The following is a 16,853-nucleotide window of genomic DNA, read 5'->3' as shown; positions in this document are numbered from 1 at the left end:
TCACCTTTTACTGTTAGCATCCAAAAAATTTTGCAAAATCAGGGCTGCAGCCATTTTATCCACAATCCCCTTGCGTTTCTTCCGGCTGACGTCCCCTTCAATCAGCACCCGCTCTGCGGATACCGTCGTCAGACGCTCATCCCAAAGGTGTACGGGCATATCTAACTGTTCCCGTAGCTTATCAGCGAACTCTATACAGATTTCGCCCCGGGGTCCTACTGAGCCGTTCATATTCTTCGGTAGACCAACTACAATCTCTCCAATTTCGTGCTCTGCAACAAGTTCACGAATGCGTTCGAACTCATTACCCGTACCTCGGCGCTCAATCGTTTCAAGAGCTTGTGCCGTCCAGCCAAAAACATCACTTGTGGCTACACCGATTCTACGGTCGCCATAATCTAAACCTAACTTCTTCTTCATTTCGGATTGTCCACCCTGTGATTGACGAGATAGAATCTAACCAGCTCTTCAATCAGCTCATCACGTTCTTTTCTCCGGACCAAACTTCTCGCATTGTTATGGCGCGGAATGTAAGCCGGATCTCCGGAAAGAAGATACCCTACGATCTGATTGATCGGATGATACTCTTTCTCCACCAGTGCATCGTATACTGCTAGCAATATTTCCTGGGGAGAAGCTTCCTTTTCGTCGCCCTTCACATTGAATTTGACCGTTTTGTCCATGGAGTCCATTTGTGACACCTTCCTTCTGCAAAATCGCCTTTTGGGACGGCTTCGCAAAGTTGCTACTGTGCAGCTCGCTTGCTTCCTTTATCATAACATATTCATGCCCCAACGAGGAAATCCTGCCCGTTATTAACGCTTTTTTTGGCATTTTCTCTACAAAAATTATGATATTTTTGGCTTTTAAGCTATTGTCAAGCACAATTATTCATGAATATCTAACATCCTGCTAATAAAGAGTAGCGGTACTGATATCAAACTCTCAGTACCGCTATGTTTTCTCGTAATACGTTTAGTTAGAGAAATGGTTTCGTAATTTTAACTTAGGCTAAGGAAGCTACCAATTCTTCAGCCTTTGCCAATGCTTCGTTTAGCTTAGAAGCATCTTTACCGCCGGCTTGCGCCATATCTGGACGCCCACCGCCACCACCGCCGCAAACCGCTGCAATTTCTTTAACGAGTTTACCAGCGTGGAAACCTTTCTTCACCAGGTCTTGCGGTACAGATACTACAAAGTTCACCTTATCATCCATCGCCGCACCTAGTACAAGCACTGCATCCGGAAGCTTGGATTTCAATTCATCCGCTGTGGAACGCAAAGCATCCATATTGCCTGCTTGAACAGCAACAGCCAGGAGCTGCGTACCTGCGCCAACTGTCTTCACACTGCTTGTAAGTTCAGCAGCAAAAGTAGCACTCAGCTTGGATTGCAGGGACTCATTCTCACGCGAAAGCTCACGCACCTGGTTATGCAGCGCTTCGATCCGTTTCGGAACGTCATTCAGAGAAGACTTAAGAAGGCCTGCTGATTGTTTGAGCAAATCTAGCTGACTTTCAGTGAACTGGTAAGCGTAACGTCCGGTAACCGCCTCGATGCGGCGCACTCCGGAACCAATGCCACTTTCGCTAAGCAGCTTGAAAATTCCGATTTGCGACGTGTTGGATACATGACAACCACCGCAAAGCTCAAGGCTGTAATCGCCCACTTGAACGACACGGACGATATTACCGTATTTTTCACCAAAGAGTGCCATTGCTCCCATTGCTTTAGCTTCATCAATCGGCTTGTTCTCAATCACTACATCTAGACCGCGCCAGATTTGTGCATTTACGCGATGTTCGATATCGCTCAATTCTTCTGGAGTAATCGCTCCAAAATGGGAGAAGTCAAACCGCAAACGAGCACCTTCCACTAAAGATCCCGCTTGATTAACATGCCCGCCAAGAACTTCTTTAAGCGCTTTGTGCAATAAATGGGTAGCTGTGTGGTTCTTCACGATATCTTCACGCTCCGCACGATCCACTTCCGCGCGAACGGATTCGCCCACTTTCAATTCTCCCGCTTCCACAGTTACCAAATGTACGTGTTGGCCGTGTGGAGCTTTAAAGAGTCCTTTTACCTTAGCTGTAACTGAACCCCCAGTAAGCACACCCGTGTCACTTACTTGTCCGCCGCTCTCAGCATAGAACGGTGTTGTATCAAGAATAACTTGGCATTCTGCGCCTTCACCGGCGACATCTACCAATTCATCACCCACAACAATAGCCAGGATTTTCGACTCTGTTACCGAGTCATTATATCCAACAAATTCACTTTTAACCGTCAGGTCTGCTAGTGCGCCTCCCTGGATCTTCATGCTGCCGCCATCATGACGTGCAGCCCTCGCACGGTCACGTTGCTCCTGCATAGCCGCATCAAAACCTTCTCGGTCTACAGTTAAACCTTGCTCCGCTGCGAAATCTTCGGTCAGGTCAAATGGGAACCCATAAGTATCATATAACTTAAATGCATCGGCTCCAGCAATATTGCTGAGACCCTCTGCTTTTGCTTTAGCACTGATCTCACCCAAAATAGCCAATCCGTCAGACAATGTTTCGTGGAAACGTTCTTCTTCAGTACGAATAATCTTTGCGATATATTCGCGGTTGTCCACAACGGATGGATAGTAGACACCCATAATTTCGCCAACGGTTTCAGTCAGCTCATACAGGAATGGACGATCCAGACCCAAGGTCTTTCCGTACCGAACAGCACGGCGAAGCAAACGGCGGATAATATAACCGCGTCCTTCATTAGAAGGAAGTACTCCATCCCCTACCGCAAAAGTAACAGTACGCACATGGTCAGCGATTACTTTAAGCGCGATATCCTGCTCAACGTTATCTTTATAAGTTACACCCGCGAGCTGTGCTGTCTTTTGAATAATAGGTTGGAACAAATCAGTGTCGAAGTTCGAATCTACATCCTGTAGAATGGATGCAAAACGCTCCAAGCCAGCCCCTGTATCAATGTTTTTATTCGGAAGCGGCGTATAGCTGCCATCCTTGTTATGGTTGAATTGTGAGAACACCAGGTTCCATACTTCTAACCAGCGTTCATTTTCTCCACCTGGATACATTTCCGGATCGCTCATATCACTGCCGTAAGCTTCACCACGGTCATAAAAGATTTCCGAGCAAGGACCGCATGGGCCTTCGCCAATATCCCAGAAATTATCGTCGCCCAGCTTAATGATGCGTTCAGCAGGCAGGCCAACCTTTTCATTCCACAGCTTAAATGCCTCTTCATCCTCTGCGTACACCGTTACGGAAATACGTTCCGGGTCAAAGCCGATCCACTCTTTGCCGGTTAGGAACTCCCAAGCCCATGTGATAGCTTCTTCTTTGAAATAATCGCCGATGGAGAAGTTACCCAGCATCTCGAAAAATGTATGGTGACGGCGTGTCTTACCCACATTCTCGATATCATTGGTACGAATACATTTTTGTGAGTTAGTCAGGCGCGGATTTTCTGGAACCTCCCGGCCATCGAAGTACACTTTCAAAGGTGCCATACCCGCATTGATCCACAGAAGCGAAGGATCGTTGTGAGGAACGAGGGACGCACTTGGTTCAATCTTGTGACCTTTACTTTCAAAAAATTTAAGCCATTTGGAACGAATTTCACTTGCTTTCATCATTTACAGCTCCCGTCTCATCTTTTTACTTCGGCATTTACACCGGAAATTACAAAATACCTAAAAAATAAAAACAAAAAAAACGCCCCTGAATAATTCAGGGACGATTAATATCGCGGTACCACCCTGGTTATCGCCTTGACCCCACTAATGGGACAATTGCAGACGATCGCCTTGTCGCGGCTGATAACGGGCGCCCCCGGTGAGCATTGATCTCACACTCCGAAATTAGCTTTCCACCGGCCTGTCTTCAAGGTTCTCACAGCCATTACGAAACGTTTCGTAAAGGAACCTTTTCTCTGATCAAGCCATCCTCCGGTGTACTTCATTTTCATCAACGATTTGTCCGATTTGCATTTTAACATTTCAAGTATAGCCAGTGCCCTTGCTTCTGTCAATCTGGGGATGGGCGAATGTGAAGAATAACACATGATTTTTGTAACAGTAAACTTGGCCTCAAAAAGGATATAGTGAAATCTAAGGTTAATTTGGAATATTTTGTATCAGGAGGACTGCCGTCGATGCTTCACTCCAAGGAGTTCAATCCATCATCGATTTTTGAAGCAAAGCCTACACACTACCTTTTTATAGCGAGCCTCATTTTTATTCATATTATCTTTACTCTTGCGGTTAATCTCATCCTTTTTGAGCATGGATATTTAAGTTTTATTGCCAAAAACACAAACCACTGGATCAATGAAACGTTAGCCGCCAATCTAGTTGGGCTTCTCTTAGAAGTAATTATTTTTTTGATTCTGATAGCTAAAGTTTCGCCCCGGGATTTTGGGTTAAAAATAGAAAAATTACGAGCCGGACTGCTGGGTACCTTTCTGTTTTGGCTCGCTATAAATATAGTAGATTTGTGTATGGTACACTTGAATCACTCAGAGCTAACACTTAACAATGCTATCTTCAGCCATTCAAATTTAGTTTTCGGTGAAATTCTAGGTCAAGTCTTCGGAAATGCTTTATTGGAAGAAATCTTATTTCGCGGCTTCCTGCTCGTTCAAATCTATCTATACTTAAAAAAAATCAACAACAAAACTACACGGATGATCTCTGCAATGCTGATTTCACAATCGATCTTTGCCGCCATACATATCCCAAACCGGATTTACTCAGGATTAGTTGGAATGGAGTTTGTTTATGATTTTATCATGCTTCTAATTCTAGGAATTATATTCGCTCTACTCTATATCTTAACCCGAAATTTATTTTTCGTGATCGGCGTTCACTCATTAATGAATATTCAGATAGTGTTTTGGAACAGCAATTTCACGTATACGGCAACTTTATTATGTGTCTTATTACTGACTTGTCTTTTGCTTTGTATAAAAAGGAAAACATTTCGTGCGCAGCAGCGGGCGGATATGGGGCTCTGATAATTAGAACTTTAATTATTCACAAAAAGAAGTTCCCCCCTTTAAGCAGGAGGAACTTCTATCACTATTACTATAATGTCTCTATTAATTCGCACCCTCTGCAATAGCTTTATAAGCAGCTAAATCCGTATAAACTTCCTCTTTAAGCGGATTGCGTTTATGCTTGATGATTTTATAGAAATGATAACCAAACACTGCAATATTAGCAGCTAAAGATAATGCACTTACTATCCACAGAGCGGTTTCACTATGAGAGGATTGTACAGAGAACTTTGACTCGCCAACAAACGCCGGGAACGACATCGTAAACATCATCCAAATCGCCAAAGTCTGTGCACGATGCTGCAGCCATGCCCCTTTTTTAAAGAAGAACGCCGGGATAGTACAAGAGATCAACAATGCTGCACCTGCATAGAAGGAATGGTCAGAAACTGCATTATATACATAGGCAAAGTTCCAAATGTCATAAGCAATGATCCAGAACCAAAGCTGGTCAGGCCACAACATATCTTTACTCTTATCTTTACTGATCACAATACCCATCCAACCAGAAATCGTAATAATGTTCAGAATACCTGCGATCCCGTTCATAATGTTCCAAGGACCACCTACCATCATTACGCCATCCACCATACCTTGCAAGCTGTACACTTGGAAATCACGAATAACTGCTTCAAGAATGTTAACTGCAAGGATAATAGCCGGGAACATTAATATATATTTATTTTTGTCCCATCCTTTAACATAACGGATAGCCATAAACCCTATACATCCTGCCAAAGCAGAATATACTTTTACCCAGTGAAACCATGTTCCAGTACTGGAGCCTTCTCCTGCCGTATTTGGCCAAACCGCTATGGTAAGAACAATAGGGACAACTATAAACAGAATGATTGAGAACCACTTGCTCTTCCGTGCGATTTCATTTACAAACATTAATCCTGCTAGTACTACTAACCACATTAGCGCAGAGTACCAGGGAATCGATTCGAATAAAAACATGTTTTACTCCTCCTTGTAGGTTGGTGTATGTAATCTGTGTCTCAGGTCCAATATAGCCTATCCCTCTTTAAACGATCAAATCGCTTAAAACGTTGATTTATCAGTGTTTTTTTAGTTTCATTTCAAGTTGAGTTTACACAACCCTAGCACTAGAATTCGCCAAACTTTCTACCTTTCTTCTGAGAAATCTATTAGAATACATGTCTATAGAACTATATACTGCAAACCTAACTTGAATGTAAAAAAACCTTGTCGACAAATTTCTTTGTGGACAAGGTTCCTCATTAATGTTATTCAAAAGAATCGTTCAACCAAGTGTTTCGCGTATATAATACAATTCTCAAGTGTAGGGAAGTTCATGATTTCTCCAGCTAAATAGATATTGTTTTTCCCCTGCATCTGATCAACCCGTTCATAAAATCCCTCATGTAGCGCATTAGAATCCACATGTGGGAAATGCCTCCAACGCTTCATCATATATAGTCGAATGCTCTCTCCGCCCAGCTCGCGAAGTTTATTTTCTACCGTCTCTCGCATTTCCAGATCAGTCATAGCTTCATTCTCTGCTACATAAACCGTAACTAGATCCGTAGTTCCCATATCTGCCCACCGATAGTACCATGCCATCATATGCCCTTTACGTTCAGGGTACATATTCCGGGGGATATAGCCAGAAAGCTCCGGCAACCCCTTCACTCTATACGCATATACCCTAAACCATTCATAGGTTATATTCGCTAATAAAGTTTTGTCCTCACTTGACAGGCTAACTGTATCGCCCATTTGCTCTAAAGCTGCTGTATAAATGACCTTGTCAAAATAAAAGATGTCCTGACTCGTCTCTACTCGAACCTGCCCATCTTGTTCTTGCTCCATAAAAAGCACTTCACAAGTCAGGCGTAGATCGTTCACTTGGTCGGCCATTCGTCTAATCAGCTCAGTAACACCCTTAGGCCAGGTTATCATATGAGTAATTTCAATAAACGACAACAGATTATCATAGCTTAGAAATTTCAGCACATATGCAGCGGGCACATTATGGATACCACCGAATCCAAAAGTATTAAAATAATGCATGTAGACCTGCTCAAGGACAGACAGCTTATTCTCTACACACCACTGCGAAAATGGCTGACATAAATCTGGCGGTAAGTGGAGAAAACCCGGTTCTTGGAGAGACTCATAGCGTTTTAGAATATCCGGCAATCGTTTGAATTCTTGTGTAAACGCCTCTATCTGCTCCATGGGAATTTGTGAAGTTTTTCTCCCATTATTATCAAAAAATCCACGTTCTAACAATGGTCCCCTATCCATAAGATCAAAATCTCTCATAAAATCCATCGTATGTTTATAGGTAGGCAGGCCGATTAGCGTCCCCATTTCATAACTTTTTCCTTTGTACTCAATAGAATGACACTTTCCTCCTACTCTATCCGACTTCTCCATGAGGGTAATGTTGGTATATCCTTTTTTCGCTAATTCATAAGCAGCCGTAACCCCAGAAATCCCTGCACCGATGATTCCAATTCGGTCTTTATTCTTCGTGTTTGTCATCATCCGTTATCTCCTTGTAAATAACCATAATGGCAAAGTTTCTCGTTGTCCCGTATAGGCAAGTGCGACATCCGATGGTATTTTACCTTGATTAGGTCCGTCTGTAATTTGCCTGTTGAAGTTGTAGGTTCTCAAGTATTCATGTAAGCGCTTTTCTAAAATTTCAAAAGAATCTATCGTATCATCTACCCAAGCCTGCTGGTAGAATTCTTTGGTCAACACCGCCGCAAATTGCTGCAAGGGCTGAAATATCTCTGTTTGGTCTACCGTTATAGCGACTTGATTAATATTGTTCTTATGTAAAAATTCACTATATTTATGTTTTCCTCTGTCCCAGTTCGTAATGAATTCACGGCTTTTGTTCGTAACCAGATTATCGATATGAAAATCTAATGTCTTCATCAATGGGAGAACTTTCAGATGCATAAAATCTATAAAATGAATGGTAGATTTCCGATTGTATAGCTTAACTAGACCTAGTCTGGAGTAGGCATCATAAATTACATATTGATATACCTTTCCGACCCTCGGGAAAACTCCCAAATAGCTAATACTCTGCTGACACATATACCCGGGATGAGCATTTATCGGATTCTTCATCTTATAATCTAGTATTTTCCGTTTCTCTTTAAATCCTTTAGTGTGAGTGGATTGTGCGCCATTCCTCTTCTTTGCTTTGATTTGATTGGCGTAAGCTTCACGTTCTATTCGTTTATTTAGTCCGTTTCGACGTAGTACATTATAAATACCGGATTCCCCTATTTGCATACCTTCATCTTGCAGTTCATAAAAGATGCGTTTAGGCCCATCCTCAGGAAATCTGGCGACGTACTCCAAGATCAATCTTTCCGTTCTCTTATCTACTTTATTAGGCATTACCGGCTTTCTTTTCTTCTCCCCAAGTCCATCCATTCCATGTTGTTGATAAGCTTTAGACCACTTATAATAGATCGTCCGGGAAATGCCAAACTCCTTACAGGTTTCGCTCACATTCTTGCTGACGGCCCCTTGCATGAGGATATGATATTTGCTGTTCGCATTCACCTATTTGCACCCCTCCTATCTTTATTTTATACATAGTTAACGTTTAATTCATTACTATTCTAAAAAAAATGGGAGAACGCTCAAAGCGTCTCACCATTCCGAACAAAATGCGTTATGTATTTCCCTGCGGAAATCTCCAAGCAATTTAGTCGTTGGCCATATGCACAGCCGCCATCTATGCCAATTTTATCTCCCAGTGGACTAAACCAGATTTCTTCTGAATCATGCAGATCCATCGTCGAAGTATGACCGAAAACAACCGTTTTGTTAGTGCTAACTACCGGATTCTTATAAAAGGGTTCTCTAATCCAGATAAAATCATAAGGGTCCTGCTGCTTCCAATCCTCTATTAATGGATTAATGCCTGCATGAACAAAAATATGTTCTTCCGTCTCATGATAAAGCGGCAATGTGCTCAGAAAGTCTATATGATGTCTATAGTCCCGCCTAATTTTTTCTTTTAGCTGCATATAATCCTTCCAGCCAAAATCCTTCTGCAATCCTTCGTAGCCCGCCTCGCAATAACTCATCAGTGTATGAAATCCGCCGTTAGTTAGCCAATGGGTATCCAATTTATCATCATCGCTGGTGAGCGCATCGCAAGCCATTTTATCGTGATTTCCTTTGAGAACTATAGCTCCACATTCTTGCTGCAGAGTCATCACTTGCTCCACAATTCCTTTACTGTCCAGACCTCTATCCACATAATCTCCCATTAAAATAAGCTTATCCTCCGACGGGCGATAATTCACTTTTGATAATAGGGCATTGAATTCTACATAACTTCCGTGAATGTCACTAATTGCTAATATTCTGATGATAATCACTCCTTGCTCTAAGATGCAAAAAAAGATGTTCCCGCAGGTCTGCAGGAATATCTTTTGATGTTGGGCTTTCTATACTGAATCTATAACTAATGGCTCCTCATCCGACTGTGGAAAAAAATGACGGCTTCTGACCTCATGCACCGCTTCTTGAAAACGATCGCACAAAAAGATCAGCTGGTCGATCTCTTCCTTACCGACCTTTTGCGTGATTTCACTCAAAATACCGGAATAGGATGCCATCTGCCTGCTATAAATCTGCTCTCCAAGCTCACTCAGACAGATATATACGACCCGACGATCTGTATCGGATGTTGTACGCACTACGTAACCTTTTTCCTCCAAAGTATTTGCCATTTGCGTGGCAGTAGGTCTACTTATCTGGAGCAGGTCACTTAATTTAGAAATCATAACTCCCCGGTGCTGTTTGTCACCTTCAGTGGCTTTCTTTTGCTTCATAACAGTGTGAATGACGTACATCATAACAAACTCTCTATACGATACTACATCAATCGAGTAGGGGCGAGCAGTCAGACGCTTTATATTTTCAAGGGCTATGATCAGCTTCTGCTCTTGATTGTCATGGGTATCCATAGGGCACCTCCAATATACCTCAATCTAATTAGATTACTTACCTATTCCCAAAAAATCAAGTCAAATTCAAATTCTCTTTAAATTAAAATTTAATAATTAACCTGTTGTGCTAATTGATGAATTTGTGTATTATACATAAATGATAGTTTGGCTACCTAATTATTACGACATGAATTCCCAAACTACAATATATAGAAGTTAAAGGAGAGGAACTGCTCTGGAGCATCTCACTCAGAAAAAGAAAGTTACAATTATGATTGCTTTAATGGCGGCTATGTTTTTCGCAGCAATCAACCAGACGATTGTGGGCACAGCAATGCCCCGAATTATTGCGATGCTTGGAGGTATTGAACATTATACCTGGGTAATTACCATCTATATGCTCACCTCAACCATCGCCACCGTACTTGTCGGTAAATTATCCGATATTTACGGAAGAAAGCCCTTCCTGTTATCAGGGATTGTCATTTTTATTATAGGTGCTTTCCTATCCGGATTGTCGACCAACATTTTTCAAATGATCACTTATCGCGGGATTCAAGGTCTAGGCGGCGGGATTCTAATGTCGGCCACCGTAACCGCTGTAGGTGATTTGTTCGCTCCAAGAGAGAGAGCCAAGTGGACTGGAATTATGATGGCAATATTTGGTTTCTCCAGCGTAATTGGTCCTACCCTTGGCGGATTCATGGTAGATCACATGGCTTGGAAATGGATTTTCTGGATCTTCTTACCTTTCGGGATCGTGGCCTTCTTTATGATTTTGAAAATGTTCCCTAAAACCACGCGTTCTACATCTGAGACCATCGACTACTTAGGCTCCATTTTCCTTTCCCTGACCATTGTTGCGCTCTTGCTCGGCTTTTCATGGGCAGGAACAAAATATGACTGGGGTTCTCCGGAGATTCTCGGCTTGTTTGGGGCTTCCATTCTGGGTCTGATTATCCTGATTCTGATTGAACGTAAAGCTAAAAGCCCAGTATTGCCATTATCCTTATTTAAAAATTCCATCGTATCCATCTCAATGATTGTCGGCTTCCTGATGAATGCCGGTATGATGGGCGCAATGATCTACCTGCCTTTCTTCGTGCAAGGGGTAGAGGGTGTCTCCCCAACTAAATCTGGTTTCATCAATATGCCAATGTCACTTACTATGATTGTACTAAGTACTTTAGTGGGAAGATGGATCTCCAAAACAGGAAAATATAAACGTTATGCTCTAATGGGGATGCCATTCATGGTTGTAGCCATGATATTAATGGCCTTTATGAGTAACATTGCTACGGCTGTAGTCAGCATGATTATCTTCGGGGTTGGGTTAGGACTATCGATGCCTGTATTTACACTAACCGTACAAAATGCTGTAGCACCTTCAATGCTAGGTGTTGCTACTGCTACAAATACTTTATTCCGTAATTTAGGTGGAACCATAGGTATTGCCATCATGGGTACCATTATGAACTCCTCATTAACCAAAAAATTAGAGGCAGCGGTGTCCTCTGGCAAAGGTCCGGATTTATCCAAACTTGATCCTGAATCCGCTAAACAGCTTTCTGCCTTTATGAATCCTCAAATGCTGCTAGATCAGCCTAAGCTTAAAGAATTGCATGCAACACTGCCAGAGCAAATCCAGCCGCTCTTCAATCAATTGATTGAGATGCTGCGGAACGCACTAAGCGATTCCCTGACAGTTGTGTTCTTAAGTGGTACGGCGCTGTTAGTTATCGCAGCACTGCTCGTTCTGTTCCTTAAAGAGATTCCATTACGTAGTGGAGAGAAAAAAATGGAGACACACGCAGAGGATAAAAACGGGAGTAAAAAACTCGAAAAATCTGTGCCTGCTGCACATTAATCGCAAATAACCTTACATTAGAGATGTCCGTAACAGCTTAGGCTGTGCGGCATCTCTTTTTTTATAGGAAGGGCTAGGATTCGTTTGGTTGATCATTCAATTCTTCGAAGTAAACATAGACTCCGTTTAACAGCTCCATTAACGTATCCGTCTGTTCTTTGCCCATGTAATCAATCATACCTTTAAAGGTATTCCGGGATTTCGTTACAGCCATCTCAGCCAGATGCTCCCCTTTTTCCGTAAGCGTGATCTCACTAACTCGGCGATCCTGTGCATCAGAAGTACGCACCACATATCCTTGTGCAATCAGACTATTGAGCATTTGGGTAACCGTAGGAGAGGTGACTTTCAGAAACTTGCTAATTTCCGAAACCGTCTGTCCCTTCTTCCCTTCCCGTTCTTTACCAAGCTTTAAAGAAACCAACATCCGGACCTCACTTGGCTTCAAGCCCCAAATCGTGGTTTTACGCCAGTTCATTCTAGCGAATTGTTGGAAAGCCTCCATTAATCCATCCACATTCTGATATTTCTCTTCGTTCATCAGTACACCCCATAAAATCATTTAACACTAAGTATAGCCTAATATGACGTAAAAAAGAATTGATAGATGTCAGATTACCCATTTTCAAAAAATAACTAATGGGATGTATAATATAATAATCATCCTAAATTGAAAGTGGGTATCTAATTTGTCCTTTTCTTACTCTACCTATGACGCTCTAGGACTTGCTTCACTTGTCAAAGCACGTGAAATTTCACCTCGTGAGCTGGTCGAAGCCGCCTTCGCTCGGTTAGATGAGATCAATCCGGTCATAAATGCGGTGGTGCGCACCCGTCGTGAAGCTGCTCTTAGAGAAGCCGACGAGATGCCTGTTCAGGATAACACTCGGCCGTTTGCTGGCGTTCCGTTTCTATTAAAAGATATTTCCCAATCTATCGCTGGCGAGCCCATCACTTGTGGGGCTATGCTGATGAAGAACAATGTCGCACGGTGGGATTCAAATTATGTTGCACGAATTAGGAAAGCCGGCTTTATTCCACTTGGCCATACGAATACACCCGAGTTCGGCTTAAAAAACATTACAGAGAATGTCCTCCATGGCCCTGCTCGTAATCCTTGGAATCACGAATATTCTCCTGGAGGTTCAAGTGGCGGAGCCGCAGCGGCTGTAGCTTCTGGTATTGTTCCAGTAGCGGGAGCCAGTGATGGTGGTGGGTCCATCCGTATTCCCGCCTCATTCACAGGCCTATTCGGACTTAAACCCACGCGCGGGCGCACACCAGTAGGACCCGGAGTCGGCCGTCAATGGCAAGGGGCTTCTATTGATTTTGCCTTAACCCGGTCCGTTCGCGATAGCGCTGCTATGTTAGATCTGCTGCAGGTTGTGCAGCCAGAAGCCGCCTTCCAGACCCCGTTATACCCGGGCGTATATCTGGATGACCTGTTTAAGCCTACGCAACGTAAACTACGAATTGGATTTACGACGGCTTCCCCAGTAGGTACGCCTGTCTCTGAAGAGGCCGTAAATGCTGTTCTCAAAACCGTGAACTGGCTCGAAGCTGAAGGACATGGGGTTGAAGAAACAGAAAGTCCTGTGAATGGCACAAGACTGATGGAGAACTACTATACGATGAATGCCGGAGAGGTAGCAGCGATGTTCGTCTCCCTGGAGAGAAATATGGGACGTTCCATAACTGCTGACGATGTCGATATCATTACGTGGGTCCTTGGTGAGACTGGAAAAAATGTTTCAGCGGCCGAATTCGTACATAGTCTGGATGAATGGGACGTTGCAGCCGCCCAAATGGCGGAACTGTTTAATCATTACGACTTATATATAACACCTACGAATGCAAACTCTGCTCCCAAAATTGGTGAATTAACGCATAAACCTGCAGAGATAGCAAAGCTGCTGCACGTAAATGAATTGCCAAAAGAAGAACAGAGCCGCTTAATTTACGAGATGTTTGAGCCAAGCCTAACCTATACACCGTTCACCCAGCTCGCAAATCTGACAGGCCAGCCTGCAATGAGTGTGCCCGTCCATAAGTCAGCAACTGGCCTGCCGCTAGGCGTTCAAGTCATGGCGAACAAAGGCCGTGAAGATTTGTTGCTTCAGCTTGCTGCCCAGCTTGAACAATCCGCTCTTTGGGTCGGCATGAATGGAAATCCGCTGTTCACCTGATCAATTAAGGGTGATGCTCTCGCAGCTCAAGCTCCCCTTACTCTTTCCCGCAAATGCCATAGAAGAAAATATGGATGGCTTCCTCGATGAAGGCATCCATATCTTCCTGTTTGCTAGCTTCGTCTAGAAGTTCACCTGCATTACGCATATACATCCCCATTAGTGAAAGTATCCCTTTGGTGGATACTTTATTTGAGATTTCTCCCCGCGCTTTCCCATCCTCGACCATCTTCACCAGCACCGGCAAAATGTCATTCGCATATCGTTCCTCAATATAATGGAACATTTCTTGATCCTCAACCATAAGCTCCTTCACAGTTGCGGGAGATAAACCGCTGTAAGTTTCCCTCTCCATGGTTAGAATGTAACCCATAATCTCCTTTAGAGAATGCTCTTGATAAATGTAATCTTCAAATTTCTGAATTTCCTTCTGAACAAAGTCCTTAAAAGACTCACTAAGCAGCGCTTCCTTGCTGCCAAAATAATTATAAATCGTCACCTGAGAGACCCCTGCTTCTTTCGCAATATCAGCGATCCGTAGACGTTTCGGTTCCCAGTTCTTGAGCATCTCCATGGTAGTTTTCATAATTTTGAGTTTAATCTGTGCTGCTCTCTTTTCAAATCCATTCATAGCTTCCACCCTAACTTCGTTATTAAGTATGCATATTCAAATTTAATGAAATATTTCATTTCAATTATTTCATAATTATATTGACTTCATTAACCACTAGGAATAATATAACATATGAAATATCTGATTCATAATAGTTCATTATTTTGCGGCGGGGGTGGCAGCATGCTGGTAGTAGAAGGCTTAACTAAACGATTTTCGAATGGCAAAGGAATCGAAGATGTAACATTTACCGTAAATAAAGGCGAGGTTTTTGGATTTCTGGGTCCTAACGGTGCGGGTAAATCGACGACCATACGGCATATCATGGGTTTTATGAAACCAGATCAAGGGCATGCGAGTATCCATGGGCTTGATGTATGGAAGGCACAAGGGACAGTCCAGAAGCATATTGGCTACTTACCCGGTGAAATCAACTTTTTTGATGGGATGACGGGTCTTTCTTTCCTTAAATTTATCTCAGCCATGCAGGGAATCAAAAATACTACCAAACGCGAGCAGCTGATTGAACGTTTGCAATTTGATGCCACCACTCCGATCCGAAAAATGTCAAAGGGAATGAAGCAAAAGGTCGGAATCGTCGCTGCTTTTATGCACAGTCCTGACGTTATTATTCTGGATGAACCTACCTCGGGTCTCGACCCGCTCATGCAAAAGGTATTTATTGATCTGGTACTGGAAGAAAAATCAGCCGGAACCACCTTTCTCATGTCCTCACACAGCTTTCAAGAAATTGAACGCACCTGTGACCGCGCCGCAATTATTAAAGACGGACGGATTATCACCGTAAAAAATATTCATGAACTGCAATCGATGCAACGGAAGCTGTTTGAGGTCATTTTTGCGAATAGTGAAGATGCAGTGAATTTTGCCGCCTCCGGCCTACAAGTGGAAGCTCACGAGGGAAATAGGGTCCGCATAGCTGTGCAGGGCAATTATGACCGATTCATCCGGGAAACTGGAAAATACAATATCCGCAGCATCGACGTATTCACGCAAAATCTGGAGGACATCTTCATGGACTATTATGACCGCGAGGGGGTAGTGTAATGAATCTTCCGCTCTATAAGGAAATGATGCGAGTGAACCTGAAAGGAATATTGAATTACACCTTTGGTTCTGCCTTCTATATTCTGTTTATGATCTGGCTTTATCCTGGGATTGCGGGGAGCACACAAGCAATTGATGACCTTATTAAGGCGATGCCAGAGGGTGTGGGTAAAGCCTTTGGATTAAATAGCGGATTTACCAGTGCTGAAGCTTTTATCTCCGGAGAATATTATGGACTTATACTAGTTCTGATTCTTTCCATAGTTTGTGTGCAAATGTCAACGCAGCTTATGGCTCGACTCGTGGATCGCGGTTCCATGGCCTATCTGCTCATAGCCCCAACTACACGGAGAAAAGTCGCTACCACGCAGGCACTTGTTCTCACTACAGCATTACTCTTAATTATGGGTGTAACCACCCTCGCCGGATTATTAGGTAAAGCATGGTTCCTTGGCAGTGAATATGACTTTAACAGTGGTCGCTTCGCTCAGCTGAATACCGTGGCGTTTTTATTGTTTTTTGCCGTAGGCGGCCTTACCTTTCTCGTGTCCTCTGTATGTAATGACGAGAAAAAAGCGCTCGGAATTTCCGGCGCCATCGCCTTCGGATTTTTCACTCTGGATCTACTCGGTAAAATAAGCGACAAACTGGAAGGACTGCGTTTCCTAACCTTATTCTCCTTCTATCAACCCGGGGAAATCGTTCAGGGCAACGTGGAGATAATTCAGGTCTCCAGTTGGCTGCTGTTGATCGGAGTGTTCACCTTTTCCTTGGGAGTAGAGCTGTTCAGAAGACGGGAGCTTCCATTATAAGAGTACCTCATTTGATCAACTCGCTTTTACGCATTCCCGAAGCAACTATCGGACACCGTTGACCTTAAATGCAACTTTATCACAAATTTGCGTACCTAACGGACCCTAAAGTCGTTATTGGCTTGAAGAACAGCAAAAATGAACCTTTTCTAAAGGAATAGCTGCACTGGGGTCCGCAACCTTGCTCAAATGGCCAAAAACTTGCAAATAGCGTCAGCTGAGTCCATAAGCCTCAGGAGGGTTATAACTATGACTCTTATAAAAAACAACAGAGCAGTGTTTCTC

The 16,853-nt window shown here is 43.1% G+C and carries 15 protein-coding genes; 5 read left to right on the top strand and 10 right to left on the bottom strand.

Annotated features, from left to right (window positions below):
* The 3 genes from ruvX to alaS all read right to left on the bottom strand — a co-directional run bounded on the left by ruvX (position 1) and on the right by alaS (position 3,640).
* The gene (ruvX, locus tag NST40_RS07850) at positions 1–420 is read right to left on the bottom strand and encodes a Holliday junction resolvase RuvX (RefSeq protein WP_076277088.1); all 420 of its coding nucleotides are present in this window, start codon (positions 418–420) and stop codon (positions 1–3) included.
* Positions 417–692: an IreB family regulatory phosphoprotein gene (locus tag NST40_RS07845; RefSeq protein WP_036675601.1), complete on the bottom strand. Its 276-nt coding sequence runs from the start codon at positions 690–692 to the stop codon at positions 417–419. Before NST40_RS07845 ends, ruvX begins: the two co-directional genes overlap by 4 nt.
* A 314-nt stretch (positions 693–1,006) precedes the next feature.
* Positions 1,007–3,640 carry an alanine--tRNA ligase gene (gene alaS, locus NST40_RS07840; RefSeq protein ID WP_076126297.1) on the bottom strand — a complete coding sequence of 878 codons (2,634 nt, stop codon included), beginning with the start codon at positions 3,638–3,640 and terminating at the stop codon, positions 1,007–1,009.
* 521 nt (positions 3,641–4,161) lie between these two features.
* Here alaS and NST40_RS07835 point away from each other — a divergent pair.
* A complete protein-coding gene (locus NST40_RS07835) occupies positions 4,162–5,022 on the top strand; it encodes a type II CAAX endopeptidase family protein (protein WP_076277089.1) in 861 nt (286 codons plus the stop codon).
* Positions 5,023–5,106: 84 nt separating this feature from the next.
* Here NST40_RS07835 and NST40_RS07830 read toward each other — a convergent pair whose 3' ends face one another.
* The 5 genes from NST40_RS07830 to NST40_RS07810 form a co-directional block, all read right to left on the bottom strand.
* Positions 5,107–6,024, bottom strand: coding sequence for a DUF5692 family protein (locus tag NST40_RS07830; protein WP_076134042.1), 918 nt, complete (start codon positions 6,022–6,024; stop codon positions 5,107–5,109).
* 294 nt (positions 6,025–6,318) lie between these two features.
* The gene (locus NST40_RS07825; RefSeq protein ID WP_076184718.1) at positions 6,319–7,581 is read right to left on the bottom strand and encodes an FAD-dependent oxidoreductase; all 1,263 of its coding nucleotides are present in this window, start codon (positions 7,579–7,581) and stop codon (positions 6,319–6,321) included.
* A gap of 3 nt (positions 7,582–7,584) precedes the next feature.
* Positions 7,585–8,622, bottom strand: coding sequence for a helix-turn-helix domain-containing protein (locus tag NST40_RS07820; protein WP_076277090.1), 1,038 nt, complete (start codon positions 8,620–8,622; stop codon positions 7,585–7,587).
* 80 nt (positions 8,623–8,702) lie between these two features.
* Positions 8,703–9,449 carry a metallophosphoesterase family protein gene (locus NST40_RS07815; RefSeq protein WP_305954103.1) on the bottom strand — a complete coding sequence of 249 codons (747 nt, stop codon included), beginning with the start codon at positions 9,447–9,449 and terminating at the stop codon, positions 8,703–8,705.
* Between the two features lie 69 nt (positions 9,450–9,518).
* Positions 9,519–10,040 carry a MarR family transcriptional regulator gene (locus tag NST40_RS07810; RefSeq protein WP_076126288.1) on the bottom strand — a complete coding sequence of 174 codons (522 nt, stop codon included), beginning with the start codon at positions 10,038–10,040 and terminating at the stop codon, positions 9,519–9,521.
* 253 nt (positions 10,041–10,293) lie between these two features.
* On the opposite strand from NST40_RS07810, the gene NST40_RS07805 reads away from it, so the two are divergent.
* The gene (locus NST40_RS07805) at positions 10,294–11,889 is read left to right on the top strand and encodes an MDR family MFS transporter (RefSeq protein WP_256719025.1); all 1,596 of its coding nucleotides are present in this window, start codon (positions 10,294–10,296) and stop codon (positions 11,887–11,889) included.
* 73 nt (positions 11,890–11,962) lie between these two features.
* On the opposite strand, the gene NST40_RS07800 is transcribed toward NST40_RS07805, so the two are convergent.
* Positions 11,963–12,430 carry a MarR family transcriptional regulator gene (locus tag NST40_RS07800; RefSeq protein ID WP_076126284.1) on the bottom strand — a complete coding sequence of 156 codons (468 nt, stop codon included), beginning with the start codon at positions 12,428–12,430 and terminating at the stop codon, positions 11,963–11,965.
* A gap of 148 nt (positions 12,431–12,578) precedes the next feature.
* Between NST40_RS07800 and NST40_RS07795 the strand changes: the two genes are divergently transcribed.
* Positions 12,579–14,075, top strand: coding sequence for an amidase (locus NST40_RS07795; RefSeq protein WP_342410577.1), 1,497 nt, complete (start codon positions 12,579–12,581; stop codon positions 14,073–14,075).
* 37 nt (positions 14,076–14,112) lie between these two features.
* On the opposite strand, the gene NST40_RS07790 is transcribed toward NST40_RS07795, so the two are convergent.
* Entirely contained in the window at positions 14,113–14,706 is a 594-nt protein-coding gene (locus NST40_RS07790; protein ID WP_076277093.1) for a TetR/AcrR family transcriptional regulator, read from the bottom strand.
* Between the two features lie 165 nt (positions 14,707–14,871).
* Here NST40_RS07790 and NST40_RS07785 point away from each other — a divergent pair, with 165 nt between their 5' ends.
* The gene (locus tag NST40_RS07785; protein WP_076279767.1) at positions 14,872–15,756 is read left to right on the top strand and encodes an ABC transporter ATP-binding protein; all 885 of its coding nucleotides are present in this window, start codon (positions 14,872–14,874) and stop codon (positions 15,754–15,756) included.
* Complete coding sequence (locus NST40_RS07780) at positions 15,756–16,568, top strand: ABC transporter permease subunit (RefSeq protein WP_076277095.1); 813 nt, start codon at positions 15,756–15,758, stop codon at positions 16,566–16,568. The genes NST40_RS07785 and NST40_RS07780 overlap by 1 nt, the downstream gene beginning before the upstream one ends.
* Positions 16,569–16,853: the final 285 nt, after the last annotated feature.

Origin of the sequence: Paenibacillus sp. FSL R10-2778 (genome assembly GCF_038593035.1) — a bacterium.
GTDB classification, from domain to species: Bacteria; Bacillota; Bacilli; order Paenibacillales; family Paenibacillaceae; genus Paenibacillus_AQ; species Paenibacillus_AQ odorifer.
This window is presented reverse-complemented; position numbering and strand designations above follow the sequence as displayed.

Coding starts and splice junctions, on each gene's coding strand:
- ruvX (WP_076277088.1), bottom strand. CDS start 420: ATGAAGAAGAAGTTAGGTTTAGATTATGGCGACCGTAGAATCGGTGTA.
- NST40_RS07805 (WP_256719025.1), top strand. CDS start 10,294: ATGATTGCTTTAATGGCGGCTATGTTTTTCGCAGCAATCAACCAGACG.
- NST40_RS07780 (WP_076277095.1), top strand. CDS start 15,756: ATGAATCTTCCGCTCTATAAGGAAATGATGCGAGTGAACCTGAAAGGA.
- NST40_RS07835 (WP_076277089.1), top strand. CDS start 4,162: ATGCTTCACTCCAAGGAGTTCAATCCATCATCGATTTTTGAAGCAAAG.
- NST40_RS07825 (WP_076184718.1), bottom strand. CDS start 7,581: ATGATGACAAACACGAAGAATAAAGACCGAATTGGAATCATCGGTGCA.
- NST40_RS07800 (WP_076126284.1), bottom strand. CDS start 12,430: ATGAACGAAGAGAAATATCAGAATGTGGATGGATTAATGGAGGCTTTC.
- alaS (WP_076126297.1), bottom strand. CDS start 3,640: ATGAAAGCAAGTGAAATTCGTTCCAAATGGCTTAAATTTTTTGAAAGT.
- NST40_RS07845 (WP_036675601.1), bottom strand. CDS start 692: ATGGACTCCATGGACAAAACGGTCAAATTCAATGTGAAGGGCGACGAA.
- NST40_RS07785 (WP_076279767.1), top strand. CDS start 14,872: ATGCTGGTAGTAGAAGGCTTAACTAAACGATTTTCGAATGGCAAAGGA.
- NST40_RS07830 (WP_076134042.1), bottom strand. CDS start 6,024: ATGTTTTTATTCGAATCGATTCCCTGGTACTCTGCGCTAATGTGGTTA.
- NST40_RS07810 (WP_076126288.1), bottom strand. CDS start 10,040: ATGGATACCCATGACAATCAAGAGCAGAAGCTGATCATAGCCCTTGAA.
- NST40_RS07790 (WP_076277093.1), bottom strand. CDS start 14,706: ATGAATGGATTTGAAAAGAGAGCAGCACAGATTAAACTCAAAATTATG.